The sequence below is a fragment of the Streptomyces sp. TAA486 genome (assembly GCF_000426165.1).
In genome coordinates this window covers 17,183-40,469 of the sequence record NZ_AUEV01000007.1, presented here as the reverse complement: position 1 = coordinate 40,469, position 23,287 = coordinate 17,183, and the positions used below count along the sequence as shown (strand labels likewise).

26 protein-coding genes are annotated in these 23,287 nt (G+C 69.6%); 16 read left to right on the top strand and 10 right to left on the bottom strand.

Annotated elements, in window-relative coordinates; translation table 11 throughout:
• Window positions 1–7 precede the first annotated feature (7 nt).
• A complete protein-coding gene (locus I004_RS0111015) occupies window positions 8–409 on the bottom strand; it encodes a VOC family protein (protein ID WP_028435539.1) in 402 nt (133 codons plus the stop codon).
• A 218-nt stretch (window positions 410–627) separates the two neighbouring features.
• Here I004_RS0111015 and I004_RS0111010 point away from each other — a divergent pair, with 218 nt between their 5' ends.
• From I004_RS0111010 to I004_RS0111000, 3 genes are all read left to right on the top strand, one after another.
• Complete coding sequence (locus I004_RS0111010; protein ID WP_028435538.1) at window positions 628–2,226, top strand: ABC-F family ATP-binding cassette domain-containing protein; 1,599 nt, start codon at window positions 628–630, stop codon at window positions 2,224–2,226.
• Between the two features lie 352 nt (window positions 2,227–2,578).
• The gene (locus tag I004_RS0111005; protein ID WP_028435537.1) at window positions 2,579–2,800 is read left to right on the top strand and encodes a helix-turn-helix domain-containing protein; all 222 of its coding nucleotides are present in this window, start codon (window positions 2,579–2,581) and stop codon (window positions 2,798–2,800) included.
• A 74-nt stretch (window positions 2,801–2,874) separates the two neighbouring features.
• The gene (locus tag I004_RS0111000; protein WP_028435536.1) at window positions 2,875–3,654 is read left to right on the top strand and encodes an enoyl-CoA hydratase/isomerase family protein; all 780 of its coding nucleotides are present in this window, start codon (window positions 2,875–2,877) and stop codon (window positions 3,652–3,654) included.
• A gap of 84 nt (window positions 3,655–3,738) precedes the next feature.
• Here the strand turns inward: I004_RS0111000 and I004_RS0110995 are convergent, their stop codons facing one another.
• Entirely contained in the window at window positions 3,739–4,602 is an 864-nt protein-coding gene (locus I004_RS0110995) for a hypothetical protein (protein ID WP_028435535.1), read from the bottom strand.
• Window positions 4,603–4,790: 188 nt separating this feature from the next.
• Here I004_RS0110995 and I004_RS0110990 point away from each other — a divergent pair, with 188 nt between their 5' ends.
• The 5 genes from I004_RS0110990 to amaP are packed head-to-tail and all read left to right on the top strand — an operon-like array spanning window position 4,791 to window position 7,205.
• Window positions 4,791–5,291: an Asp23/Gls24 family envelope stress response protein gene (locus I004_RS0110990; protein WP_028435534.1), complete on the top strand. Its 501-nt coding sequence runs from the start codon at window positions 4,791–4,793 to the stop codon at window positions 5,289–5,291.
• Between the two features lie 55 nt (window positions 5,292–5,346).
• On the top strand, window positions 5,347–5,535 hold the full coding sequence (locus I004_RS0110985) for a hypothetical protein (protein WP_028435533.1): 189 nt from the start codon (window positions 5,347–5,349) through the stop codon (window positions 5,533–5,535).
• A 13-nt stretch (window positions 5,536–5,548) separates the two neighbouring features.
• Window positions 5,549–5,920 (top strand): hypothetical protein, encoded by a 372-nt coding sequence (locus tag I004_RS0110980; protein ID WP_028435532.1) that lies wholly within the window; start codon window positions 5,549–5,551, stop codon window positions 5,918–5,920.
• Window positions 5,917–6,594 (top strand): DUF6286 domain-containing protein, encoded by a 678-nt coding sequence (locus tag I004_RS0110975; RefSeq protein WP_028435531.1) that lies wholly within the window; start codon window positions 5,917–5,919, stop codon window positions 6,592–6,594. Before I004_RS0110980 ends, I004_RS0110975 begins: the two co-directional genes overlap by 4 nt.
• 5 nt (window positions 6,595–6,599) lie before the next feature.
• Complete coding sequence (gene amaP / locus I004_RS0110970; protein WP_028435530.1) at window positions 6,600–7,205, top strand: alkaline shock response membrane anchor protein AmaP; 606 nt, start codon at window positions 6,600–6,602, stop codon at window positions 7,203–7,205.
• Between the two features lie 83 nt (window positions 7,206–7,288).
• Here the strand turns inward: amaP and I004_RS0110965 are convergent, their stop codons facing one another.
• Genes I004_RS0110965 through I004_RS0110955 form a run of 3 tightly spaced genes read right to left on the bottom strand, consistent with a single transcriptional unit; the run spans window position 7,289 to window position 10,096 of the window.
• Complete coding sequence (locus I004_RS0110965) at window positions 7,289–8,050, bottom strand: SDR family oxidoreductase (protein WP_028435529.1); 762 nt, start codon at window positions 8,048–8,050, stop codon at window positions 7,289–7,291.
• Between the two features lie 44 nt (window positions 8,051–8,094).
• A complete protein-coding gene (locus I004_RS33350) occupies window positions 8,095–9,000 on the bottom strand; it encodes an SURF1 family cytochrome oxidase biogenesis protein (protein WP_051344928.1) in 906 nt (301 codons plus the stop codon).
• Between the two features lie 25 nt (window positions 9,001–9,025).
• Window positions 9,026–10,096 carry a DEDDh family exonuclease gene (locus tag I004_RS0110955; RefSeq protein WP_078511010.1) on the bottom strand — a complete coding sequence of 357 codons (1,071 nt, stop codon included), beginning with the start codon at window positions 10,094–10,096 and terminating at the stop codon, window positions 9,026–9,028.
• A gap of 330 nt (window positions 10,097–10,426) precedes the next feature.
• Between I004_RS0110955 and I004_RS33345 the strand changes: the two genes are divergently transcribed.
• On the top strand, window positions 10,427–11,410 hold the full coding sequence (locus I004_RS33345) for a sterol desaturase family protein (RefSeq protein WP_078511009.1): 984 nt from the start codon (window positions 10,427–10,429) through the stop codon (window positions 11,408–11,410).
• Between the two features lie 56 nt (window positions 11,411–11,466).
• Here the strand turns inward: I004_RS33345 and I004_RS0110945 are convergent, their stop codons facing one another.
• Window positions 11,467–13,005, bottom strand: coding sequence for a S8 family serine peptidase (locus tag I004_RS0110945; protein WP_028435527.1), 1,539 nt, complete (start codon window positions 13,003–13,005; stop codon window positions 11,467–11,469).
• A gap of 296 nt (window positions 13,006–13,301) precedes the next feature.
• On the opposite strand from I004_RS0110945, the gene I004_RS0110940 reads away from it, so the two are divergent.
• The 3 genes from I004_RS0110940 to moaA all read left to right on the top strand — a co-directional run bounded on the left by I004_RS0110940 (window position 13,302) and on the right by moaA (window position 16,337).
• Window positions 13,302–13,595: a DUF485 domain-containing protein gene (locus I004_RS0110940; RefSeq protein ID WP_486579966.1), complete on the top strand. Its 294-nt coding sequence runs from the start codon at window positions 13,302–13,304 to the stop codon at window positions 13,593–13,595.
• A complete protein-coding gene (locus I004_RS0110935; RefSeq protein WP_037975799.1) occupies window positions 13,592–15,241 on the top strand; it encodes a sodium/solute symporter in 1,650 nt (549 codons plus the stop codon). Before I004_RS0110940 ends, I004_RS0110935 begins: the two co-directional genes overlap by 4 nt.
• A gap of 106 nt (window positions 15,242–15,347) precedes the next feature.
• Entirely contained in the window at window positions 15,348–16,337 is a 990-nt protein-coding gene (gene moaA / locus I004_RS0110930; RefSeq protein WP_028435524.1) for a GTP 3',8-cyclase MoaA, read from the top strand.
• Here moaA and I004_RS0110925 read toward each other — a convergent pair.
• On the bottom strand, window positions 16,320–16,541 hold the full coding sequence (locus tag I004_RS0110925; RefSeq protein WP_028435523.1) for a hypothetical protein: 222 nt from the start codon (window positions 16,539–16,541) through the stop codon (window positions 16,320–16,322). The genes moaA and I004_RS0110925 overlap by 18 nt on opposite strands.
• A 280-nt stretch (window positions 16,542–16,821) precedes the next feature.
• Window positions 16,822–17,178 carry a DUF3099 domain-containing protein gene (locus I004_RS0110920; RefSeq protein WP_028435522.1) on the bottom strand — a complete coding sequence of 119 codons (357 nt, stop codon included), beginning with the start codon at window positions 17,176–17,178 and terminating at the stop codon, window positions 16,822–16,824.
• Window positions 17,179–17,436: 258 nt separating this feature from the next.
• Between I004_RS0110920 and I004_RS0110915 the strand changes: the two genes are divergently transcribed.
• On the top strand, window positions 17,437–17,724 hold the full coding sequence (locus tag I004_RS0110915; protein ID WP_028435521.1) for a GlsB/YeaQ/YmgE family stress response membrane protein: 288 nt from the start codon (window positions 17,437–17,439) through the stop codon (window positions 17,722–17,724).
• A gap of 89 nt (window positions 17,725–17,813) precedes the next feature.
• On the opposite strand, the gene tyrS is transcribed toward I004_RS0110915, so the two are convergent.
• Complete coding sequence (tyrS, locus tag I004_RS0110910; RefSeq protein WP_028435520.1) at window positions 17,814–19,229, bottom strand: tyrosine--tRNA ligase; 1,416 nt, start codon at window positions 19,227–19,229, stop codon at window positions 17,814–17,816.
• A 290-nt stretch (window positions 19,230–19,519) separates the two neighbouring features.
• Here tyrS and fabG point away from each other — a divergent pair, with 290 nt between their 5' ends.
• Window positions 19,520–20,239: a 3-oxoacyl-[acyl-carrier-protein] reductase gene (gene fabG / locus I004_RS0110905; RefSeq protein ID WP_028435519.1), complete on the top strand. Its 720-nt coding sequence runs from the start codon at window positions 19,520–19,522 to the stop codon at window positions 20,237–20,239.
• A 1-nt stretch (window position 20,240) separates the two neighbouring features.
• Entirely contained in the window at window positions 20,241–21,002 is a 762-nt protein-coding gene (gene fabI / locus I004_RS0110900) for an enoyl-ACP reductase FabI (RefSeq protein WP_028435518.1), read from the top strand.
• A gap of 39 nt (window positions 21,003–21,041) precedes the next feature.
• Here the strand turns inward: fabI and I004_RS33340 are convergent, their stop codons facing one another.
• Window positions 21,042–21,797 carry a FadR/GntR family transcriptional regulator gene (locus I004_RS33340; protein ID WP_078511007.1) on the bottom strand — a complete coding sequence of 252 codons (756 nt, stop codon included), beginning with the start codon at window positions 21,795–21,797 and terminating at the stop codon, window positions 21,042–21,044.
• 115 nt (window positions 21,798–21,912) lie between these two features.
• Here I004_RS33340 and I004_RS33335 point away from each other — a divergent pair, with 115 nt between their 5' ends.
• Window positions 21,913–23,277, top strand: a complete 1,365-nt coding sequence (locus tag I004_RS33335) for a CynX/NimT family MFS transporter (RefSeq protein WP_486579897.1) — start codon at window positions 21,913–21,915, stop codon at window positions 23,275–23,277.
• The last annotated feature ends 10 nt before the right edge of the window (window positions 23,278–23,287 follow it).

Sequence of the window (23,287 nt, the reverse complement as noted above, 5' to 3'; positions counted from 1 at the left end):
CAGAGGCTCAACCGCCCAGCGCGGGCGTGTAGGTGCCGAAGCTCCACACGTTGCCCTCGAGGTCACGCGCCAAGTAGTCCCGTGAGCCGTAGTCCTGGTCGACGGGCTCCATGAGGATCTCCGCGCCCGCATCGCGCGCACGCGCGCAGTGCGCGTCCACGTCCTGGACCACCACGTAGATCCCGACTGTCCCCGCCCCGCGCATCGCCTCGGAGAAGACGCCCTCCCTGCCCTTGGTGCCGACCATCACGGCGCCGTTGCCGTAGGACACCTCGGCGTGCATCACCGTGCCGTCGTCCGCCTCGTACACCGCGACGCGTCTGAAGCCGAACGCGTCCTCCAGCTGTGCGATGGCTGCCTTGGCGTCCTTGTAGAGCAGCGTCGGGTACAGCGTGGGTGCGTCGGGCATGCCGCTCGCCTTCCTTCGGGCCGGCAGAGGCCGGAACACCTCCGGCCGATCCGAAGTGTGGCACCGGTCACTGACACCGGCGCGGGGAAACCACGCGGGGAAAGCAGTTGCGCCACGCCGCTAGACTGGCGACATGGCTACTCACCCGATGCATTAGCGCCGTACGTACGCCGCCGTCCCCGTCCGTACGTACGTCCTGACCCTGCCTGGAGTAGTCCGTGATCACCGCCACCGGCCTCGAGCTGCGCGCCGGCGCCCGCATCCTGATCGAGTCCGCCACCTTCCGCATCGCCAGGGGTGACCGCATCGGCCTCGTCGGCCGCAACGGCGCCGGCAAGACGACGCTCACCAAGTGCCTCGCGGGTGAGGGTTCCCCCGCCTCGGGCACCATCAGCCGTGGCGGTGAGGTCGGCTATCTGCCGCAGGACCCGCGCACCGGCGACCTCGAGATCGTCGCCCGTGACCGCATCCTCTCCGCGCGCGGCCTCGACGTCGTGATGCGCAAGATGCGGGAGAACGAGGACCGCATCGCACACGGCCAGGGAGCCACCCGCGAGCGTGCGCTGAAGAAGTACGAGCGGCTGGAGACGGAATTCCTCACCAAGGGCGGCTACGCCGCTGAGGCGGAAGCGGCCACCATCGCCGCGAGCCTCGGCCTGCCCGACCGGGTGATGAACCAGGCGCTGCACACCCTCTCCGGCGGACAGCGCCGCCGCGTCGAGCTGGCCCGCATCCTCTTCTCGGACGCCGACACCCTTCTCCTCGACGAGCCGACCAACCACCTCGACGCCGACTCCGTCGTATGGCTCAGGGACTTCCTCAAGACCTACCGCGGCGGCCTCGTGGTCATCTCCCACGACCTGGCGCTCATCGAGACCGTCGTCAACAAGGTCTTCTATCTGGACGCCAACCGCGCGGCGATCGACATCTACAACATGGGCTGGAAGCAGTACGTCGTCCAGCGTGAGGACGACGAGAAGCGCCGCAAGCGCGAGCGCGCCAACGCCGAGAAGAAGGCCGCCGCGCTCAACTCCCAGGCCGACAAGATGCGCGCCAAGGCCACCAAGGCCGTCGCCGCCAAGAACATGGCCCGCCGCGCCGAGAAGCTGCTGTCCGGGCTCGAGGACGAGCGGCAGTCCGACAAGGTCGCCAAGCTGCGCTTCCCCGATCCGGCGCCCTGCGGCAGGACACCACTGATGGCGGAGGACCTCTCCAAGTCCTACGGCTCACTGGAGATCTTCACCGGCGTCGACCTCGCGGTCGACAAGGGCTCACGCGTCGTCATCCTCGGCCTCAACGGCGCGGGCAAGACCACGCTGCTGCGCCTCCTCTCCGGGATCGAGGAACCGGACACGGGCAAGGTCGTACCCGGGCACGGCCTCAAGCTGGGCTACTACGCGCAGGAGCACGAGACGCTCGACCCCGCGCGGACCGTCCTGGAGAACATGCGCTCCGCGGCCCCCGACATGGATCTCGTCGACATCCGCAAGACGCTCGGCTCGTTCCTCTTCTCAGGAGACGACGTGGACAAGCCCGCCGCGGTGCTCTCCGGCGGTGAGAAGACGCGTCTGGCGCTGGCGACGCTCGTGGTCTCGTCGGCCAACGTGCTGCTTCTCGACGAGCCCACCAACAACCTCGACCCGGCCAGCCGCGAGGAGATCCTGGGCGCCCTGCACACCTTCACCGGTGCCGTCGTCCTGGTCACCCACGACGAGGGGGCGGTCGAGGCGCTGGAGCCGGAGCGGATCATCATGCTCCCGGACGGCGTCGAGGACCTGTGGAACGACGAGTACGCCGATCTTGTCGCCCTGGCCTGACCGTCCGGCCGCTCCTTGATCAATCTCCGCTGGATCATTCGGCCGACGCTTGATCCTTCATATGAGTGAGAGCGGCTCGTATCCCGGCGTGCTCGCCGGGCGGGCTCGCGCACATGTGGCAGGCATCCCCGCTCCCGCTCCGTGACGAAGATCTCCCTCGCTGACCTGGAGCTTCACCGGGGCCCGCCCGTGGACCACGTAGATCCGGCCAGCGGAATCTCTCGTTCCACCGCAAACGGGCGGTAGTCCGCCGGTCACGGCTGTTCCACGGACCTTGCCGAATGGGTGGCCAGAAGCAGGGGGAGGGGTGATCATGAGAGTCACAAAGCGCACTTCCCATGAGGAGGCACGGGTGGCCGAGACTCTGAAGAAGGGCAGCCGGGTGACCGGCACCGCGCGCGAAAAGCTCGCGGCAGACCTCAAGAAGAAGTACGACGGCGGTGCGAGCATCCGGGCGCTTGCCGAAGAGACGGGCCGTTCATACGGTTTCGTGCATCGAATGCTCAGTGAGTCCGGCGTGGCCCTGCGGGGTCGCGGCGGAGCGACACGAGGCAAGAAGTCCGCCTCGGCCTGACAGGGCTTCCGGGCATCCCTTCCGGTGGTTACTCTTCGGTTACTTGACCCTTGAGTAACCACCGGAGGATGTCGATGACCCTGCTGGACAAGGACGGCGTGCGTCTCGCCGTGGACGGCGCCGTGGCCACGGTCACGCTCTCCAATCCGGCCAAGCGCAACGCCCAGTCGCCTGCCCTGTGGCGGGCCCTTACCGAGGCCGGACGAACCCTGCCGGGCGATGTCCGGGTCGTGGTGCTGCGCGCCGAAGGCAAGTCCTTCTCCGCGGGCCTGGACAAGCAGGCGTTCACCCCCGAAGGGATCGACGGCGAGCTGTCGTTCCTGGATCTCGCGGGCGCTGCCGAGGACAAGATCGACGAGACCATCGCCACCTTCCAGGAGGCGTTCACCTGGTGGCGCCGTCCCGATCTGATCAGCGTCGCCGCCGTGCAGGGGCATGCCATCGGGGCGGGCTTCCAGCTGGCGCTGGCCGCGGATGTGCGGGTGTGCGCCGACGACGTTCAGTTCGCCATGAAGGAGACCAGCCTCGGTCTGGTTCCCGACCTGACGGGCACGCATCCCCTGGTCGCCCTGCTCGGGTACTCCCGTGCGCTGGAGATCTGCGTGACGGGCCGAATCGTGCACGCTGCCGAGGCGGAGCGCATCGGGCTGGCCAATCTCGTCGTGCCGGCCGCCGAACTCGACAGCGCCGTCGCCGATCTGTCGGCCGCCCTGTTGGGAGGGCCACGCGACGCGGTCGTCGAGACGAAGGCCCTGCTCCAGGGCGCCGAGCGGCGCACCTACGAGGAGCAGTGCGCAGCCGAGCGCGCGGCTCAGACGCGCCGCCTCCGCGAACTCGCCGGCCTCGGCGAGTAGTCCACACCGGTCCGGTGAGTCCGGGTGCGGCACCCGTGCGGTAGGCAACCGCCGTCGTGCCGGGCCGCGGGCCGGGCTCACCGGTCACGTCCCTGCCGGGTCGATCGCGCTCACCAGGACGGCGACCGTCACCGGCACGTCCGGCTCCTCCGCGTCCCAGGCGGCGGCCTTCCCCGCGGCATCCCTCACGGCCCTCGCCACGTCCAGCGCCCTGGAGCCCTCGGCGACCGCGAGCTGGATCCGCAGATGCCTCCCCGCCGCACGCCCGTCCCGGTCGGTCACGTCCATGACGGTCACAGCGTCGGCGGGCTGACCGCCGGGCGCCGACCCCAGCACAGGGGCGAGGCGCGTCACGCCGGGCACGGAGATGACCGCCTGTGCCGTAGCCGCTCCGCGCGGGTCGTCCGCCGGGGCGGGTGGATGTCCGCGCGAGCCGGGCGACCGTCGGCCCCCGGTGTCCCTTCCCTGCCGCTGTGCTCCCGCACCGCCCGCACCGCCGGAGCTGTCGCCGGAACGGCCGAAGGCGCCGTGACCGTCGTGCCCGTTCCCGCTCGCCCGCAGATCGGTGACCCGGAGATCCACGGTGCCCACGCGCAGCCCCAGCTCCCGGTCGGCCGCCGTCAGCAGGGCCGCGCGCAGCAGCTCCGCCATCGTCGTCAGCGGGGCGTGCGGCGACGAGGCGAACTCCGCGTCGATGTGCAACGGCCCCGGCGGCAGTGCCGACGGAGGCGCCGGTACCGCCGGCTCGGACGCGTTCCGGGGGTCCGCCAGACGGATCCGCAGGCCACCCAGACGCGCGTCCGGCAGGGCCTCCCCGGCGCCCCTGCGAAGTGCCGCCTCGGCAGCGCTCTCCGCCAGCCACGCCCCGTCCGCCGCGTCCCCGAGAGGCAGCAGGCGGCCGAGGCCGAGCTGCAGCCGTACGGCGTGTGACAGCCCTTCGGCATCCATGCGGCCACGCTCCGTTCCTCTGTGAATCCATTGTGTGACTCACGGTGCCCGCGGTCCGCCCGGGCGCGGTCCATGAGGGGTGTTCACCCGCCCAGCTGGGAACGTACGAGGCGAGTTGGTTCAAGCGCACCTAATGTGGCACAAGAGCGGTAATTTCGACCGCTCCCTTTCGGAAAGGGGTGAAGGCCATGGCCGACGCCAAGACCGGCAATCGCTTCGAATCTGGACAGGGATCGCGCACAGCCTCACGCGATGGAGCGGGGGAGACCCGCCGCCCCAGGGCCGAGGTCGGCGACCGCGGGCGTACCACCATCTCCGACGGTGTCGTCGAGAAGATCGCGGGCCTCGCGGCGCGCGACGTGCCCGGTGTCCACGCGCTGGGCAGCGGCATGGCCCGCACGTTCGGAGCCATGCGCGACCGCGTCCCTGGCGGCGGCAGCAGGTCGCCCGCGCGAGGGGTCAGCGCCGAGGTCGGTGACGTCCAGACGGCGCTCGACCTCGAGATCGTCGTCGAGTACGGGGTCGCCATCGCCGATCTCGCCCGTTCCGTACGGGAGAACGTCATCTCGGCGGTCGAGCGGATGACGGGCCTTGAGGTCGTCGAGGTCAACATCGCCGTGAGCGACGTCAAGTTGCCCGACGAAGAGGACGAAGAGGGAGAGGAGTCGGGGCGTAGCAGGCTGCAGTAGCGGGACTGCGGACGGCCCGGGTGGCGCAGATGGGTACTGAGCGAAGGGGCGCACGATGAGCATGGCCGTGATCGGCTTGATCGCAGGGATGGCGTTGGGCTTCGCCGGATATTTCGGCGGGTTCGGTGCCTTCCTGCTCGTGGCGGCGCTGGGCGGCTTCGGCTTCGTCGTGGGTCGCTTCCTCGACGGTGACCTGCGGGCGGAGGACTTCTTCCGGATCCGTGGCGAGAGCCGGCGACGGTGACGGGACCGGGGCGGTGACCGCGGCTGAGGAGACGGACGGAACGGAACGGGGCGCGACCACCGTCGTGGAACGGGTCGTTGCCAAGGTCGCCGTGCAGGCTGCGCGGGAAGCGCTGCGCGCCACCCCCGCCGCCCTCCAGGTGCCGCCCGGGCCCCGTCACTGGCCCCGCGCCTCCGCCAGGGTGCGGGACCGGACCGCCCGGGTCCGCATCCTGGTCGAGCTGGGCTACCCTTCCGACATCGGCGCGCAGTGTGCTGCGGTGCGCCGTCAAGTCGTCTCGCGCGTGAAGGAATTGGTCGGCATGGATGTGCCGGACGTGGCCGTGGGCGTGGAACGGCTGCACTCCCCGCAGCTGGACGGCGAGAGGTCCGGGAGGGTCCGGTGAGCGACGAGCGCACCCAGCGGCTGCCGACGCTGGAGAAGGAGCCGCAGGCAGGCACGGGGGCCGGCGGGGGAGACCTGGAACAGTCGACGTCCGCCGCCGGCTACGACCCCGGCAGCAGCCCCGGACAGGCAGGCCGCGCAAGGCGGTTCTGGTCGGTCCGCCGGATGCCCGCGGGCATCGTCTCGCTGCTGGCGCTCGGCGCCGCGGGCCTGATGCTCTACGACCTGGTGTCCGTGCGGGCGGGCCGTTCCGCGATGGCGTGGCGCCACACCCTCGCCGACGAGATGGCGGTCACTCCTGTCGACGACCCCAAGGTCCTCGCGTCCGCCTGCGTCGTCACGCTGCTCGGCGTATGGCTGATCGCGCTCGCCGTCACTCCCGGCCGCCGCGGCCTGCTTCCGATGCGCCGCGAAGTCGCGGGCGTGCGTGGAGGGTTGGAGCGTACGGCGGCCGCGCTGGTGCTGCGGGACCGCGCCATGAAGGTGTCCGGCGTGCAGTCGGTGCGCGTCGCCGTGGGGCGGCGCAAGGTACGGGCGCGTGCCCAGGCGCACTTCAGGGATCTGGACGAGGTGCGCGGCGACCTCGACTCCGCCCTCGGGGACGGCATCAGGCAGCTCGGCATCGCACGTCAGCCGGGGCTTTCCGTACACGTACAGCGTGCGAAGAAGCGGTGAGCGGAATGGACGGAGTCCTGCGGAGCGTCAACAGGGTGCTGCTGGCACTGGCCGGACTGCTGCTGCTCGCCCTCGGACTCGCTGTGCTCGTCGGGGGGTTCGAACTGGCGCGGCACTGGCACTTGAGCCTGCCCTCCGGATGGCCGTGGTCCCAGCCGGACGACGTGCTGCTGTCCGACGCCGACCGCACCCGGTGGCGCGCGGAGAGCTGGTGGTGGCCGGCGGTGCTCGGTGGCCTGGCCCTGCTGGTGATCCTGCTGCTGTGGTGGCTGCTCGCGCAGCTGCGCAGGCGCAGGCTCGGCGAGGTCCTGGTCGAAAGCGGTGAGGGCGAGGGCGCGTTGCTGCGCGGAAGGGCGCTCGCCAACGTGCTGGAGGCGGAGGCCGCCTCGCTGCCGGGCGTCGACAAGGCGGCGGTACGGCTGAGTGGACGGCGCACCGCACCGCGCGCCTCGGTCGAGTTGCTGCTCGCGGCGCACGCCGAACCGGGGCCGGTCCTGGGCCGCGTCACCGGAGAAGCGCTCGAACACGCCCGTACGTCGGCGTCGCTGGACGGCCTCCCCGCGGAGGTCCGGTTGCGCACCGTCAAGCACCGTCCCGACAGGGTGGTCTGACACTCCGCGGTGTTCTGACACTCCGCCGCATCAGCGGCCACGGAGTGCGGCCCGGGCGGGCCGCGGCGTCGCGGGTGTGAGCCTCAGAAGCCGCGGCGGGAACCGCCGTCGATCGGCAGCATGACACCCGTGAGATACGACGCCGCCGGAGAGAGTACGAAGGCCGCCGTACGCCCGAACTCCTCCGGCGTCCCGTAGCGGCGCAGCGGAATCGCGGCCTCGTTGCGCTCGCGCGCGGCGTCGCCGTCACCGGACAGCGAGTCGAGATAGTGGAGCCGCTCCGTGGCGATCCGGCCCGGCAGCAGGCCGAGCACGCGGATCCCCAGCGGTCCCGCCTCGTTCGCCAGCGTCTTGGCGAAGCCGGCCAGTCCGGGACGCAGCCCGTTGGAGAGGGTGAGCGCCGGAATCGGCTCGTGCACGGACCCGGAGAGGACGAAGGCGATGACGCCGCCCTCACCCAGCTCCCCCGCTGCCGTGCGCGCAAGGCGGACCGCCCCGAGGAAGACGGTCTCGAACGCCGACCGCCACTGCTCGTCGGAGAGCGAGTCGGCCGGTACGCCCGCGGGCGGGCCGCCGACGCTGATCAGCACGCCGTCGAAGCGCCCGAAACGGGTCTTCGCCATCTCGATGAGGCGCTCGGCGGTCTCCGGGTCGGCGTTGTCGGCGCCGATCCCGACGGCCGACCCCGCACCGAGCTGTGCGGCGGCCTCGGTGGCGGCCTCATCCGTACGGCCGGAGACGACCACCTTGGCCCCGTCGGCGACGAGTGCTTCGGCCGTCGCGAACCCGAGTCCGCGGGTGGCACCGGTGATGACGTAGACGCGGTCCTTCAGCCCGAGATCCATGGCTCACAGTGTGCGCCACCCCTCACCGGCGTGCGCAGGCAGGGTCAGTCTGCGGAAGAAGGGATTCCGGCCGGAGCCGTGGAAGGCGCCGCCTTCTCCGGCTCGCCACCGCTCTCGGCCTCGTCCGAACCGCCGTTGACGCCGCCCTTTCCGCCCTCCGCTGTCTCCGCCTCCTCGGCAGAGCCCGTGCCGGACGCCTCCGCACGGTCCCGGCGTTCGCGGCGTACGAGGACCACCCAGCCGACCGGCACCCCCGCGGCGAAGAGCCACCACTGGACGGCGTACGCCATGTGCGCGCCGATGCTGCTGTGGTCGGGCTCGGGGATCCGCTCCGGCTGGCCGCCTGCCGGTTTCGGGGAGGTGGAGGTCAGCTGGAGATATCCGCGCAGCACGGGCCTGTCGAGCGTTGCGGCCTGCTGGCGGCTGTTGATGAGCATCACCTGACGGGGCGGCAGCCCTCGCTTGTCCTTGATGCCGCTGGCCTCGCTCGTCTCGTCGGCCATGACGCGGCCGGTGACCGTGACTTTTCCGCGCGGCGGCGCGGGCACGTCAGGGAAGCGGGTGAGGTCGCCGCCCGCCTCGATCCAGCCCCGGTTGACCAGAACGGCACTGCCGTCGTCTCGGACCAGAGGTGTGAGGACGAAGTACCCGATGGACTTCTCGTCGGCGCCCGTACGCTGCCTCACCACGACCTCGTGGCCGGTGTCGTAGCGTCCTGTTGCCTTCGCCGTACGGAACTGTTCGTCCTCCGCGGGGCCGTGCGCGGGGCTGCTGAGCCGGTCGAAGGGGACGGGACGGGCGCGGAGGCTGGAGGAGATCAGCTCGTTGTGCGCCACCCGCGACTCGTGCCTGTGCAGCTGCCAGAAACCCAGCTCGATCATCGCGGGGATGAGGGCGAGTCCGAGGAGGGTGAGAATCACCCACTGCCTGGACAACAGGAAGCGGTACACGTCTGACGACGTTACTCCCCGGTGCTCACCGTTCCGGTGCTGGGGCCACGTCCCGCAGGAGATGGCTGAAGGCGGCCTCGTCGAGCACGGGCGTGGCGTGCGCCTGGGCCTTGACCACCTTCGAGGTGAGGGAGTCGGGGTCGTTGGTGACCAGCAGACTCGTGAGACGCGAGACGTGCGAGGAGATGTGCAGCCCGGCCTCGATCGCCCTGTCCTCCAGCAGCTCACGGTCGACCGAGGTGTCGCCCGAAATGGCGACCCGCATCCCCTGCACGAGCCGCCCGCCCGGCTCGTACCGGCCCGGGTTCGGGTACGGGCACGCGGGCCGTTTGCGTGAGCGGCGCCAGCCCTGCCCGTACGGGCGCGACCCCCAGCCGCGGCGGCCGCCGAAGAAGCCGCTGCCCTCCGCACCCGGTCCCTCCGGCCACTCCGAGAGGGGCCGGCAGGCGTGCAGCGGCAGCCGCACCGCCTGCTGGACGGCGAGATGGAGGCTCGGCCGGAACGCCTCGGCCAGCACACGCGCGTCGTCGAGGGCGTGGTGCGCGCGCTGCTGGGAGACGCCGTAGTGCGCCGCGAGCGACTCCAGCTTGTGGTTGGGCAGTGGAAGCGAGAGCTGCTTGGCGAGGGCGATGGTGCACAGCCGCTGCCGGACGGGCGGAGTGCGCTGCGCACGTGCGTACTCCCGCGCGATCATCGACCAGTCGAAGACGGCATTGTGGGCGACCAGGACGCGGCCGTCGAGACGCGTCGCCAGATCGTCGGCGATCTCCGTGAACAGCGGGGCGTCCGCGAGGTCCTCGGTGGTCAGCCCGTGGATCCAGGTCGGGCCCGGATCGCGCTGCGGGTTGACGGTCGAATACCAGTGGTCCTCGACCTCGCCCCGCGCGTCCAGCCTGTAGACGGCGGCGGAGACGATGCGGTCGTCACGGGCGAGCCCGGTGGTCTCCACGTCCACCACCGCGTAGCCCTGCGGATATCCGTCGGGCCACACGGGCCCTGCTGCGGAGCCGACGGCTGGTGACTGAGCGGGGATCCGGCCGGCTGCCGCCGCCCTGTCCTCGGGCTCGCCCGGGAGTGCCGTCTGATCTTCGAGCATGGTCACAGAGAATACGGGGCGGCACTGACAGTTCCCGCGGGGCCTGCCGCGCGCGCCGCGCGGAACCGGGCCGGGGCGAGTGGTTCCGACGCTGCGTCAACGTCCCCGTGCGCACAGGGGATTGAGGACGGTTGTCCACGTCCCACGGAAAGCGCGCCCGCACGTGCGCGGGGGAGTGCGACCCGAACGACAGGCCAGGAGAGCAGCGCGGAGAGCGCCGGAGGAGGAGAACGGAGAGGTGCCGTTCGCGGCACAGCTGACGGGCACTCATTTTATACTTGTCGGTAACAACCCCTAGCGAGGGGCGCCGTCCGCGTCTACCTTGCTGACATGCCGTCTCAGCTGCCTGACGTCGTACTCTGGTCGATACCTGCATTCATTCTGCTCACGGTGCTGGAAATCGTGAGTTATCGCCTTCATCCGGACGATGACGCCGCCGGATACGAGGCAAAGGACGCTGCCACGAGCATCGGCATGGGGCTCGGCAGCCTCGTCTTCGACGCCCTGTGGAAGATCCCGATCGTTGCCATCTACGTGGGCATCTACGAGCTGACGCCGCTGCGCGTGCCCGTGGTGTGGTGGGCGCTGCCGCTGATGCTGCTCGCGCAGGACTTCTTCTACTACTGGTCCCACCGCGGCCACCACGTCATCCGCATCCTGTGGGCCTGCCACGTGGTGCACCACTCCAGCCGGAAGTTCAACCTGAGCACCGCGCTGCGCCAGCCGTGGACCACGTGGACCGTCTGGCCTTTCTACGTGCCGATGATCGCGCTCGGCGTGCACCCGGCCGCGCTCGCCTTCTGCTCGTCGGTGAACCTCGTCTACCAGTTCTGGATCCACACGGAGCGGATCGACAAGCTGCCCCGTCCCGTCGAGTTCGTCTTCAACACGCCCTCGCACCACCGCGTCCACCACGCCTCCCAAGGCGGCTATCTGGACCGGAACTTCGGCGGGATCCTGATCGTGTGGGACAGGCTCTTCGGTTCCTTCACGCCGGAGACGGAGCCCTGCGTCTTCGGGCTGACCAAGAACATCTCGACGTACAACCCGCTGCGTGTGGCCACGCACGAGTACGCCTCCATCGGGCGCGATCTGCGTTCGGCGCGCACCTGGAGCGAGCGTGCCGGACGGGTCTTCCGCGGGCCCGGCTGGGCCCCCGACGGGCGGATTGCGGACGGTGCGACGAGCGCCGCGGCCGTCGTCACCGAGAACGGCGCAGGGGGCACCAGCGAGGGTACGCAAAAGGCCGGGCCGCATGAGCGGCCCGGCCCCTCGCCGGCGGCGGATTCACCGGCGCCGCACGTCACTTCCTGACCGAGTGGGTCAAGAGGCGGCGCGGGCACCGGCGTTCACTCCGCCATGGGTCGTTCCTACTTCTTGACGGCCGCGAGTGCGTCCACGATTCCGTGGCCGTAGAAGCTGTTGTTGCCCTTGAGGCCGGTGCACTTGGCCTCGTAGGTGCCCTTGCCGTCGGGGTCGTAGGACTCGGGGCAGGTCACGCTCTTGGCCTGCGCCTTCAGCATCCAGGCGACGTCCTTCGGGCTGGCGTCGGGGTGCTTGCTCTTGATGAGCGCAGCGACACCGGCGACCTGCGGTCCGGCCATCGAAGTGCCCTGCAGGTAGGCGTAGTCGCCCTCGGGCATCGTCGAGAGCACGCCGCCGTCCTTGGCCGGATCCTGAGGCGTCTGGTAGCGGCGGTCGCCACCGGGCGCTGAGAGATCGACCTGGTTGAGGCCGTAGTTGGAGAAGTAGGACTTCCCGTCCTCGGCACCGGTGGAGGAGACCGAAGTCACTCCGGGCAGCATGCTCGGGATGTCCGGGCACTCCGCCGGGTTGACCGTGCGCTCCACGGGCGTGGAGTCGTCAGGGCTGGTGTCGTCCTTGATCTCGGTCGCGGCCAGGTCGTGCGAGGAGTTGCCCGCGGACGAGACGTGGGTGACGCCCTTGTTCGTCGCGTACTTCACGGCCCTGCTCACGGCGTCGGTGATCGCCTTCTGGTCCGGGTCGTCGGAGCAGTTGTAGAGCCAGGGGTCCGTGTAATAGCTGTTGTTCGTGATCTCGACGCCGTGGTCGGCGGCGAAGACCATCGCGCAGACCACTGCTTCGCTGAAGAAGAGCGAGGTCTCGGGCTCGGAGACCTTCAGCGAGGCGACCTTCACGCCCGGCGCGGCGCCGGCGACGCCGACCCCGTTGCGCGGGGCGGCGACGATGCCCGCCACGTGCGTGCCGTGGTAGTCGTTCGCCGGGTCGTAGGGACGCCAGGCGCCCTTCGTGGTGTCGGCCTTGCCGCCGACGCAGTTGGCCGACTGCTTGGCCGAGAAGTTGGCCGAGAGGTCGGGGTGCGTGTCGTCCACACCGGTGTCGATCACACCGACGGTGACGTTCTTGCTGCCCTGGTTGATCTTGCTGGCCTTGTCGGCCCTGATGGCCCGCTTGTCCCACTGCAGGGACTCAAGGGGTTCCTTACCCTCGGCCTCGGCTTTTGCCTTCGCCTCGGCACCGGTCGCCGACTTCGGCACCTTCAAGAACTGCGGCTTCCCCACGTCTGTGGTGGAGGCGCTCTCCAGAGGGGCAGTGCGGGTCGCGCCTGCCGTCTCCACGCCCTTCACCGAGCGCATCGTCTCCGCGAACTTCGCGTTCGACGAGTGCGCGACGATGACGCCGATCTTCCCGTAAGCGGTGACGACCTTGCCGTCCGCCTTCGATATCTCCTTCTTGACACGTTTCACCGTGCCGGCGTCCGCCTCCGTGTTGACGACGTAGCTGAGCTTCTCGCCGTCCTTCTTCGCGGATGCGGGCGCGTCCTGTCCGCTTGCCACGGCGGCTCCCGCCAGCCCCAGCGAAGCAGTCAGAACGAGTCCCAGCGGCATCGCGAGTCTTCGCCACCGCCTGGAATGTTGCGAATCCATGGGATCTCCATGTTGTCCGAAGTTGACCACAGAGATGGGAACTTAGCGCCGTTCGGTGCTGCTCAGCAACGGAATCCCGAAGATGGCCCAGGTTTGTCTTCGATAACTCTTCCATGTCTCAACGACATCCCCCTGTTGCCAGGCCCTTGTGAAGATCTACGATGCGCCGCACTGCACTGCTGGTATCTACACCCCGACCTGCTCATATTCCTCACCCAGCACCCACATCGACTGGAGTTCCCGTGGACTCAGCACAAGAGAACGAGAGGTCTGCGCCACCGGACGGCACGGACTACATGCAGGTGCAGCAGAGCGCGGAGTTCGGAGAGCTGCGCAGCGCTTTCCGGTCATTCGCGTTTCCCCTCACCCTGGGCTTCGTCGCCTGGTACCTGCTGTACGTGCTGCTGTCGAACTACGCCGGCGGGTTCATGGCGACCAAGGTCGTCGGCACGATCAACGTCGCCTTCGTCCTGGGGCTCGCCCAGTTCCTGACCACCTTCCTCATCGCCTGGTGGTACTCCCGTCACGCCGCGGCCAAGCTCGACCCGAAGGGCGTGGCCATCAAGAACCGTCTGGACGGTGAAGCATGAGCCTCACGCACTCGCTGGCCTCGTCACCGGGGCAGCTGCAGCTCGCGGCCGAAGGCGCAAGCCAGCACCGCACTCTGATCGTCACACTGTTCACCATCTTTGTCCTGCTCACGCTGGGCGTGACGGTCTGGGCCGGTCGCAAGACGAAGGACGCCACGGACTTCTACGCCGGCGGCCGCGAGTTCAGCGGTTTCCAGAACGGTCTGGCGATCTCCGGCGACTACATGTCGGCCGCCTCGTTCCTCGGTATCGCCGGCGCGATCGCGCTGTCCGGATACGACGGCTTCCTCTACTCCATTGGCTTCCTGGTGGCCTGGCTGGTCGCTCTGGTGCTTGTCGCCGAGCCGCTGCGCAACTCCGGCCGCTACACGATGGGCGACGTCCTGGCCTTCCGGATGCGGCAGCGCCCCGTCCGTACGGCCGCGGGCATCTCCACGATCATCGTCTCGATCTTCTACCTGCTGGCGCAGATGGTGGGCGCGGGCGCGCTCGTTGCCCTGCTGCTGGGCATCTCCGGTGACGCGGGCAAGAACCTGATCGTGGTCCTCGTCGGTGTCGTCATGATCCTTTACGTGACGATCGGAGGCATGAAGGGCACCACCTGGGTGCAGATGATCAAGGCCGTGCTGCTCATCGCGGGCACGCTCATCGTCACCGTGCTGGTGTTCCACAAGTTCAACTACAACCTCTCCAGCCTGCTGGGCGCCGCCGCGGAGAACAGCGGCAAGGGCGCCGCCTTCCTGGAGCCGGGCCTGAAGTACGGGGTGAGCGCCACCTCGAAGATCGACTTCATCTCGTTGGGGCTCGCGCTCGTCCTGGGCACCGCCGGGCTGCCGCACATCCTGATCCGCTTCTACACCGTCCCGACGGCCAATGCCGCCCGTAAGTCCGTGAACTGGGCGATCGGCATCATCGGCGTCTTCTACCTGATGACGATCGCGCTGGGCTTCGGTGCCGCCGCGCTGCTCTCGCAGAAGACGATCACCGAATCGGACCCGGCGGGCAACACCGCGGCACCGCTGCTCGCACAGGAGATCGGCGGCGGCGCGGACTCGACCGGAGGGGCGATCCTTCTCGCGATGATCTCGGCTGTCGCCTTCGCGACGATCCTGGCGGTGGTCGCGGGACTCACGCTGGCGTCGTCCTCGTCCTTCGCGCACGACCTGTACGCGAACGTGATCCGGAAGGGGCAGGCGACCGAGAAGGAGGAGGTCAGTGCGGCCCGCATCTCGTCGGTGATCATCGGCGCCGTGGCCATAGGCCTCGGCATCTTCGCCGGCGGTCTGAACGTGGCCGGACTCGTCGCACTCGCCTTCGCGGTGGCGGCGTCCGCGAACCTGCCGACGATCCTCTACAGCCTCTTCTGGAAGCGGTTCACCACCCAGGGCGCGCTGTGGTCGATCTACGGCGGACTCATCTCGTCGGTCGTGCTGGTGCTCTTCTCGCCGGTTGTCACCAGCCTGCCGACTTCGATGTTCCCCGAAGCAGACTTCGCCTACTTCCCGCTCTCCAACCCGGGGCTGATCTCGATCCCGCTCGGCTTCCTGCTGGGATGGCTCGGCTCGGTCATCTCCAAGGAGGACAGCGCGGTGGAGAAGCACGCCGAACTGGAGGTGCGCTCCCTGACGGGCCACGGCGCGCTCTGAGCGCCACCGCACGCGGGACGCCGCCGACTTCAACGATCTGTTGAATGTCCGTGGCGTCCCGTACGCTGCGAAGCATCGGCACAAACTCGTGGGAGGGCCGCCAGCAATGCTGCTCGACACATACGGCCGGGTCGCCACCGACTTGCGCGTTTCGCTGACCGACCGCTGCAATCTGCGCTGCACGTACTGCATGCCCGAGGAAGGCCTGCAGTGGCTGGCCAAGCCGGAGTTGCTCACGGACGACGAGATCGTCCGCCTCGTGCGCATCGCCGTGGACGAACTCGGCGTCGAGGAGGTCCGGTTCACCGGAGGCGAGCCGCTGCTGCGGCCGGGTCTCACCGGCATCGTCGAGCGCTGCGCAGCCCTGCCGCACCGCCCGAAGCTCTCACTCACCACCAACGGCATCGGTCTCGAACGTACGGCGGTCGCGCTGCGCGAAGCCGGCCTCGACCGGGTCAACGTCTCGCTGGACACCCTCGATCCGGAGGTCTTCCAGCGGATGACGCGCCGCAAGCGGCACGCGGACGTGCTGCGCGGTCTGGCCGCGGCTCACGAGGCGGGCCTGACTCCGGTGAAGGTCAACTCGGTTCTGATGCCGGGTCTCAACGACGGCGAGGCGCCCGACCTTCTCGCCTGGGCCATGGAACACGGCTACGAGCTCCGCTTCATCGAGCAGATGCCACTCGACGCCCAGCACGGCTGGCAGCGCGACGGCATGATCACCGCCGGGGACATCCTGGAGTCGCTCAACTCCCGCTTCACCCTCACTCCCGAAGGTCAGGACGAGCGGGGATCCGCTCCCGCCGAGCGCTGGATCGTCGACGGCGGCCCGCACCGCGTCGGTGTCATCGCCTCGGTCACCCGGCCCTTCTGCCGCGCCTGCGACCGTACGCGCCTGACGGCCGACGGCCAGGTGCGCACCTGCCTGTTCGCCACCGAGGAGTCCGATCTGCGCGGCGCGCTGCGCTCCGGCGCGGAGGACGGGGAGGTCGCCGCGCGCTGGCGGCAGGCGATGTGGGGCAAGAAGGCGGGCGCCGGCATCGACGACCCGTCCTTCGTGCAGCCCGACCGTCCGATGTCAGCCATCGGCGGCTGAGCGCCCGGGGCCGCCGCCCCCCTCCCACTCCGTGAGGCGGACGACGTCCTTGAGGAAGCCCCGCATGCCCAGGAACGACGACAGGTGCTCCCGGTGCTCGTCGCACGCCAGCCATGTCTTGCGGCGCTCGGGGGTGTGCAGCTTGGGGTTGTTCCAGGCCAGTACCCACACTGCGGGGGCGCGGCAGCCCTTGGCCGAGCAGATCGGGCTCTCGGAGGCCTCGCCGTCACCGGACGGGCCGGACGGCTGGAACGGGAAAGGCGAAGAAGGCTTTGAAGACACGGCCCTATCCAACACCCGGGGCCGGAAGACAAGCGACGCCGGGCAGCCACGGGGGGAGCCGCCCGGCGTCGGTCTGTCGCTCCGACGGGGGATGCGGAGCGCTTATGAAGTATGGCACGGGGACCCCTGCGAGGTGCAGCGGAACAACATGATTGATCTGAGCTTTTCTTGAGCTTTTACACACGGGTGTCAGGCGGCCTGCTCAACTCCGGTCGCCGGAGGGTCCGTCGGCCGCTTCATGACGGGCTTCCGGTACTGCGTCAGGCGACGTGAGCGCGGGCCGCGTGTGCGTGGGCACGAACGCCGACGGCATCGAAGAAGCGTTCTCCCGGCCCGCGTTGGCGATCACCACGGCCACGTACGGCAGCAAGGCGCCCACCACGAGCGTCATAACGGCCAACGGCCGCTGCACGTTCCACAGGACGACGGTCAACAGCACCGACGCGGTCCGGATCAGCATCGAGATCACATAGCGCCGCTGCCTGCCGCGCACATCGTCGGCGAGTGACTGGCGGGCTCCGGTGATCTGGAAGACCTCGGCTCCGCGCTGCTTCCGCATCACTCTCACCACCTCACGCGGGCCGGTCGCCCGGCCTGCCGCCGGGGACACGACCTCTCTCACGGTACGCCTGAGCTCGGACGGGTTCGAGACCGGGCCGCCCGGCGGTGTGGACCGGTCATGCTGCGGCACAGCCCGTACGGACCACTCCGCAGTGCGGCGTAGCAGGTACGGCGCCAAGCTGACGGCGCACGGACTACGCCGGCGAAGGCACGAGGAGCCGGGGCCGAAGCGGGCCCGGCGCTCTACGGAGGTGCGATGAACTGGTTGTGGGCGATCATCGTCGGGCTGGTGCTGGGTGTGCTCGCCCGGGCGATCATCCCGGGCAGACAGCGCATCCCCCTGTGGCTGACCATGATCTTCGGCCTTCTGGGAGGCGTCCTCGGCAACGCGATCGCCTCGTGGGCGGGCGTGGGCGTGACCAGTGGCTTCGACTGGATCCGCCACGGGCTCCAACTCGGCGGCGCCGTACTGCTGGTGGCGATCGGCTCGCCGCTGTGGCAGAACATCAGAGGACGGGGCAGAGGCCAGCGGGCACGCATGTGAGGAGCGGACCCGTACGTCCCGCCCCATCTCTACGACAGCGGGGACGTACGGGCTGCGGGCCGGCCAGGTCCCGGCTGACCGACCGTTCCTCAGAGACCTTCGATCTGCGCGATCCTCCGGCCGGCCTTGAGGTAGACCGTCCCGCTCACGCCCGCCTCGGCCAGTTTCTCGGGGACCACCTCGCCGAGAGGACGCAGGGCATCCGCCTCGGGCAGCACGATGGCCTGCTGCTCGCCGCCCGCCTCCGCCTCGACGACGAGCCGCAGCCCGTTCTGCTTGGCGATGCGCCGCGCGGCCGATGCGCTGGGGGTGAACTCCAGCACCCGGGTGAGGATCGCCGCGATGCCCTCGCCGCCGTGCTCCTTGGCGTCCACGCTCGGCAGCGTCTCCACGTCCGCGAAGGACTTCTTCGAGAACTGCGCCGTGAAGTGCGCCCGAGCGGCCCGCGCCGCCTCCGGCCCGTGCAGCGCGAGGACGACCTCACCCGCCAGCACCTTCTTCAGGTCCATCGGGTGCAGCGACTTGGCCTCGATACGGGCGACGACCTGGTCGATCTCGGCGTCCGTCCATTCCGTCCAGGCACGCAGGTACGGCACCATCAGCCGGTCCGGGATCGACATGATCTTGCCGAACACATCGTCCCCGCCGGCGGTCAGGCCGATGTAGTTCTCCTTGGACTTCGACATCTTGGCGCCCGAGCCGTCCGTGCCCTCGATCAGCGGCATCGCGGCGATCATCTGGGGGCGCTGCGCGTGCAGTTCCATCAGCCGGCGCCCCATCTGCATGTTCAACAGCTGGTCGACGCCGCCCAGTTCGATGTCGCAGTCCAGCTCGACGGAGTCCAGGGCCATCGCCACGGGGTAGATCAGCTCGGACATCGTCAGACCGGAGCCCTGCGCGAGCCGGTTGCGGAAGTCCTCGCGCTGGAGCAGCGCCGAGGCGGGCACCTGCGCGAGCAGGGTGATCAGCTGCGCGAACCCGATCTCGCCGAGCCAGTCGCTGTTGTTGCGGAAGCTGACGTTCTCGAAGTCGAAGAACGGCCGGACCTGCTCCTGGTAGCCCGAGAGGTTCTTCGCGATGTCCTCGTCGGTCAGCGCCGGACGCTCGGCAGTACGGCCCGACGGGTCACCGATCTTCGCCGTGAAGTCACCGATGATCAGCGTGACATCGTGCCCCATCCGCTGGAAACGGCTGAGAACGATCATCTGCACGGCGTGGCCGAGGTGCACGTCTGCGGCGGTCGGGTCGATGCCCAGCTTCACGTGCAGGCCCTTGCCCTGTGCCTGCTTGGTCTCGATCGCCTCGGCGAGCTTCTCCACCGACGGAAGCACCTCGACCGCGCGCGCACCGATCAGCGCGGCCTGCTCCTTCGCCGGAAGATCGCTCAGATCCAGATAGCGGCGCGACCCCGTCTCGGCGAGCAGCTGCTCGACGGTGGTGTCGGAGGAGAGGTCCTGGGCCAGCAGCCGGCTGGCGCGCTGTACGGAGTCGCCGAGGCGTGTCACGTTCTGTCCTGGGGATAGAAGCGGATCAGGGTCGCCGCAGAGTCTATTCGTGCCGGGCGGGCCGTCGGTGGCCGCCGTCCTTCCGGTGGTACGGCACCTTCCGGCACCCTCAGGCGGCCCCAGGTGACCGCGGGTATCTGTGGAGACCCGACAGGAGGCCGTCCGCCCCCCTGTCGCTGCCCCATCCCCTGAATCGGGCCGCGCACATATAGCTTTCGTAGGGACAGACACCGGCCGCCTTCCTCGTCACGCACGTGGCAGCGCGGAGATCGCAGAAAGGGTGGTCCCTCTTGAGCCGCTCGGTACTGGTCACGGGAGGCAACCGCGGCATCGGCCTCGCCATAGCGCGGGCCTTCGCCGACGCGGGGGACGACGTCGCAGTCACCTACCGTACGGGCGAGCCCCCGAAGGAGCTCACGGACCTCGGCTGCCTCGCGGTCAGGTGCGACATCACCGATCCCGAACAGGTGGAGGGGGCCTACAAGGAGATCGAGGAGAAGCAGGGCCCGGTGGAGGTGCTCGTCGCCAACGCCGGTGTCACTCGCGACCAGTTGCTGCTGCGGATGTCCGAAGAGGACTTCAGCACCGTGCTGGAGACCAACCTCACCGGCACCTTCCGTGTGGTCAAGCGCGCGACGAAGCGAATGCTGCGGGCCCGCACCGGCCGCATCGTGCTGATCTCCTCCGTCGTCGGGCTGCTCGGCTCTGCGGGGCAGGCCAACTACGCCGCCTCCAAGGCCGGTCTCATCGGGTTCGCCCGGTCGATCGCCCGTGAGCTGGGCTCCCGTAACATCACCTGCAATGTGATCGCGCCCGGCTTCGTCGACACCGACATGACGAAGGCGCTCAGCGACGAGCAGCGCGCGAACATCGTCGAGCAGGTCCCGCTGGGGCGCTACGCCCAGCCGGAGGAGGTCGCCGCCTCCGTCCGTTTCCTCGCCTCCGACGAGGCCGCGTACATCACCGGAGCCGTCATTCCTGTCGACGGCGGATTGGGCATGGGGCACTGAGATGAGCGGAATCCTCGCAGGCAAGCGCATCCTCGTCACCGGCGTACTGACCGACGGGTCGATCGCCTTCCACGCGGCGAAGGTCGCACAGGAGGAGGGCGCGGAGGTCGTGCTCACCGGCTACGGCCGGATGTCCCTGGTGCAGCGGATCGCCAAGCGCCTCCCGAAGGAGGCGCCCGTCATCGAGCTGGACGTGACCGACCAGGAGCACCTGGACTCACTCGCGGAGAGGGTGACCGAACACGTCGACGGGCTCGACGGGATCGTCCACTCCATCGCCTTCGGCCCGCAGGGAGCGTTCAACTTCCTCGAGGCGAGCTGGGAGGACGTCGGCACGGCCGTCCACGTCTCGGCCTACTCGCTCAAGTCCCTGACGACGGCCTGTCTTCCGCTGATGCCGCGGGGCGGTTCCGTCGTGGGCCTGACCTTCGACGCACAGATCGCATGGCCGAAGTACGACTGGATGGGCGTGGCCAAGGCGGCCCTCGAGTCCACCAACCGCTATCTGGCCCGCGACCTGGGCGCGCGGAACGTGCGCTGCAACCTCGTCTCGGCGGGTCCCCTCAAGTCGATGGCCGCCAAGTCCATCCCGGGCTTCGAGGAGTTGGCGGACGTGTGGAACCACCGGGCCCCGATCGGCTGGGACCTGACCGACCCGGACCCGGCCGGCCGCGGCGTCGTCGGCCTGCTCTCGGACTTCTTCCCGAAGACGACGGGCGAGATCGTGCACGTCGACGGCGGCGTTCACATGATGGGTGCCTGACCAGGGAATCCGTGGAATCCGCAGGCACGCCACGGCAGTTCACGAGCGCCGGGCCGGACTCCCTGTCCTTCCCCGGCCCTTCGTGCTCCGCGCAGCCTTCGTGCCTTTCGGGTCGCCCGGATTCCTCGTACCGCAGCGCCATTCCTGCGTGTGGGAGGCGGCCTCACGGGCCGCCTCCTCCTCGTCACGGGCGCGGATCGCCTCGATCAGACGGGCATGGTCCATGTGCGACTCGGGATGCAGTTCCTCACCGATGTCGAGGCGCAGGAAGTCGCGCATCACTTCGCCGAGGTCCGCGTAGAGCGCCGTCAGCACGTCGTTGTGCGACGAGTTGAGAACGCCCAGATGGAGCGAGGCGTCGGCCTCGACGAAGCGCTCCGCGTCGCCTGATTCCCATGCCGTCTCACGCCGCTCCAGCAGCGCGTCCAGCTGCACCATGTCCTGCTCGGTGCGCCGCAGCGCCGCCAATCGTGCCCCCGAGGTCTCCAACGCGGCCCGCATCTCGGCGACATGGCGCGGATCGGCGTCGGCGAAGCGGCGATGCATGACCCCGGCCAGCTCGCTCGTCGCGACGACGTACGTCCCGGACCCCTGACGGATGTCCAGCAGCCCGTTGTGCGCGAGCGCGCGCACCGCTTCACGGACGGTGTTGCGTGCCACCCCCAGCTCCTCCACCAGCTCGGGCTCCGTGGGGATCCGGGTTCCCACCGGCCACTCTCCCGAGGTGATCTGCGTACGCAGCGCCGCGATCACCTGGTCGGCGAGGGCGGAACGCTGCGGTGAGGACAGGGTCATCTGAAACTCCCAGGGGCGGAGCCGGCGTTTCGTCGAGCCGGTTCGTCACGGCGGGTTCTCCGGTAGGAGGGGACGCGCTACCGTCTATTCATCCCATGATTCTATGATGGGAGTCATGGTAATGACGGAAGACGGACTGAACCACGCCGACGGAAAGGCGAAGGCCGGGGCATCCCCGGCCTCTTCACGCGGCACCGGCCGCCCAGGACTCCCGGGTACGGTCGCCGCGAGCGCGCCGCGCTGGGCGGTGCGCGTGGTCGCCGTGGGTCTCGTCCTGGCCGCGCTCAATCTCCGTCCCGCCATATCCGCCCTCGGCCCGCTGCTGAAGGAAGTACGCAGTGACCTGGGCATGAGCGGCACCGTGGCCGGGCTGCTGACGTCCGTTCCTGCGCTGTGCTTCGCCGTCTTCGGCAGCCTCGCGCCCCGCCTCGCCCAGCGCCGTGGTCCCGTCCCGGTCGTGCTCGTGGGCATGGTCGCGATCACCGCGGGGCTGGCGCTGCGGCCGCTGGCCGGCGGAACGGTGGCCTTCCTCGCGGCGAGCGCTCTCGCCCTCGCCGGCATCGCGGTGAGCAACGTGCTGATGCCGGTCGTCGTCAAGCGCTGGTTCCCCACCCGGATCGGGGCGATGACCGGCCTGTACTCGATGGGCCTGGCACTCGGCACGGCCTGCGCGGCGGCCGTCACGGTGCCCATGACCGAGGCTCTGGGCGGCAGTTGGCGCGCCGGGCTCGGCGCATGGGCACTGCTCGGGGTGCTGGCCGCCCTGCCGTGGTTGGTGGTGCTCAAGGACCCGGTCAGCCGACGGGCGGAGCCGGACGCGGACGCTGATCCCGGGGCGGACGAGGACGGTCCGGCAGGAGCGGAGTCCTCGTCACCGCGTCCCGCACGCGAGAGCGCACGCATCCGCGTCGGCACTTCGCCCACCGCCTGGGCGCTCGGTGCCTTCTTCGGGCTCCAGGCAACCGCCGCGTACATCATCATGGGCTGGCTCCCGCAGATCTTCCGTGACGCGGGCGTCTCCGCCTCGTCCGCGGGCCTGATGCTCGCCGTCACGATGGGCATGGGCGTACCGCTGGCCTTCGTGGTCCCGCGCCTGGCGACCCGCATGCGGCACCAGGGCCCGCTCGTGGTGGCCCTGGGCCTGTGCGGTCTCACCGGGTACGCGGGGCTGTGGCTCGCTCCGGCCGGGGGCGCCTGGCTGTGGGCGCTGCTGCTGGGGATCGCCAACTGCGCCTTCCCCGTTGCGCTGACGATGATCAGCCTCAGGTCGCGCTCGAGCGCCGGCGTGGTCAAGCTCTCCGCCTTCGCGCAGAGCACGGGCTACCTGCTCTCCATCCCCGGCCCGCTGCTCGTCGGGGCACTCCACGACGCCTTCGGCGGCTGGCACGCACCGCTGCTGCTGATGACCGGGTTGCTGCTCGCGCAGACGGTGACGGGCGTGCTGGCGGGACGGGACCGTGTGATCGAGGACGGCCGGTAGGTGCGAGACT

What these genes read in the sequence shown, in the direction of transcription:
- I004_RS0110945 (WP_028435527.1), bottom strand. Translation starts at nt 13,005, where the DNA reads ATGGATTCGCAACATTCCAGGCGGTGGCGAAGACTCGCGATGCCGCTG.
- I004_RS33345 (WP_078511009.1), top strand. Translation starts at nt 10,427, where the DNA reads ATGCCGTCTCAGCTGCCTGACGTCGTACTCTGGTCGATACCTGCATTC.
- I004_RS0110995 (WP_028435535.1), bottom strand. Translation starts at nt 4,602, where the DNA reads ATGGATGCCGAAGGGCTGTCACACGCCGTACGGCTGCAGCTCGGCCTC.
- I004_RS0110915 (WP_028435521.1), top strand. Translation starts at nt 17,437, where the DNA reads ATGAACTGGTTGTGGGCGATCATCGTCGGGCTGGTGCTGGGTGTGCTC.
- fabI (WP_028435518.1), top strand. Translation starts at nt 20,241, where the DNA reads ATGAGCGGAATCCTCGCAGGCAAGCGCATCCTCGTCACCGGCGTACTG.
- I004_RS0110940 (WP_486579966.1), top strand. Translation starts at nt 13,302, where the DNA reads ATGCAGGTGCAGCAGAGCGCGGAGTTCGGAGAGCTGCGCAGCGCTTTC.
- I004_RS0111015 (WP_028435539.1), bottom strand. Translation starts at nt 409, where the DNA reads ATGCCCGACGCACCCACGCTGTACCCGACGCTGCTCTACAAGGACGCC.
- moaA (WP_028435524.1), top strand. Translation starts at nt 15,348, where the DNA reads ATGCTGCTCGACACATACGGCCGGGTCGCCACCGACTTGCGCGTTTCG.
- I004_RS0110955 (WP_078511010.1), bottom strand. Translation starts at nt 10,096, where the DNA reads ATGCTCGAAGATCAGACGGCACTCCCGGGCGAGCCCGAGGACAGGGCG.
- I004_RS33340 (WP_078511007.1), bottom strand. Translation starts at nt 21,797, where the DNA reads ATGACCCTGTCCTCACCGCAGCGTTCCGCCCTCGCCGACCAGGTGATC.
- I004_RS0110935 (WP_037975799.1), top strand. Translation starts at nt 13,592, where the DNA reads ATGAGCCTCACGCACTCGCTGGCCTCGTCACCGGGGCAGCTGCAGCTC.
- I004_RS0111000 (WP_028435536.1), top strand. Translation starts at nt 2,875, where the DNA reads ATGACCCTGCTGGACAAGGACGGCGTGCGTCTCGCCGTGGACGGCGCC.
- I004_RS0110990 (WP_028435534.1), top strand. Translation starts at nt 4,791, where the DNA reads ATGGCCGACGCCAAGACCGGCAATCGCTTCGAATCTGGACAGGGATCG.
- I004_RS0110965 (WP_028435529.1), bottom strand. Translation starts at nt 8,050, where the DNA reads ATGGATCTCGGGCTGAAGGACCGCGTCTACGTCATCACCGGTGCCACC.
- amaP (WP_028435530.1), top strand. Translation starts at nt 6,600, where the DNA reads ATGGACGGAGTCCTGCGGAGCGTCAACAGGGTGCTGCTGGCACTGGCC.
- I004_RS33335 (WP_486579897.1), top strand. Translation starts at nt 21,913, where the DNA reads ATGGTAATGACGGAAGACGGACTGAACCACGCCGACGGAAAGGCGAAG.
- I004_RS0110920 (WP_028435522.1), bottom strand. Translation starts at nt 17,178, where the DNA reads ATGCGGAAGCAGCGCGGAGCCGAGGTCTTCCAGATCACCGGAGCCCGC.
- I004_RS0110985 (WP_028435533.1), top strand. Translation starts at nt 5,347, where the DNA reads ATGAGCATGGCCGTGATCGGCTTGATCGCAGGGATGGCGTTGGGCTTC.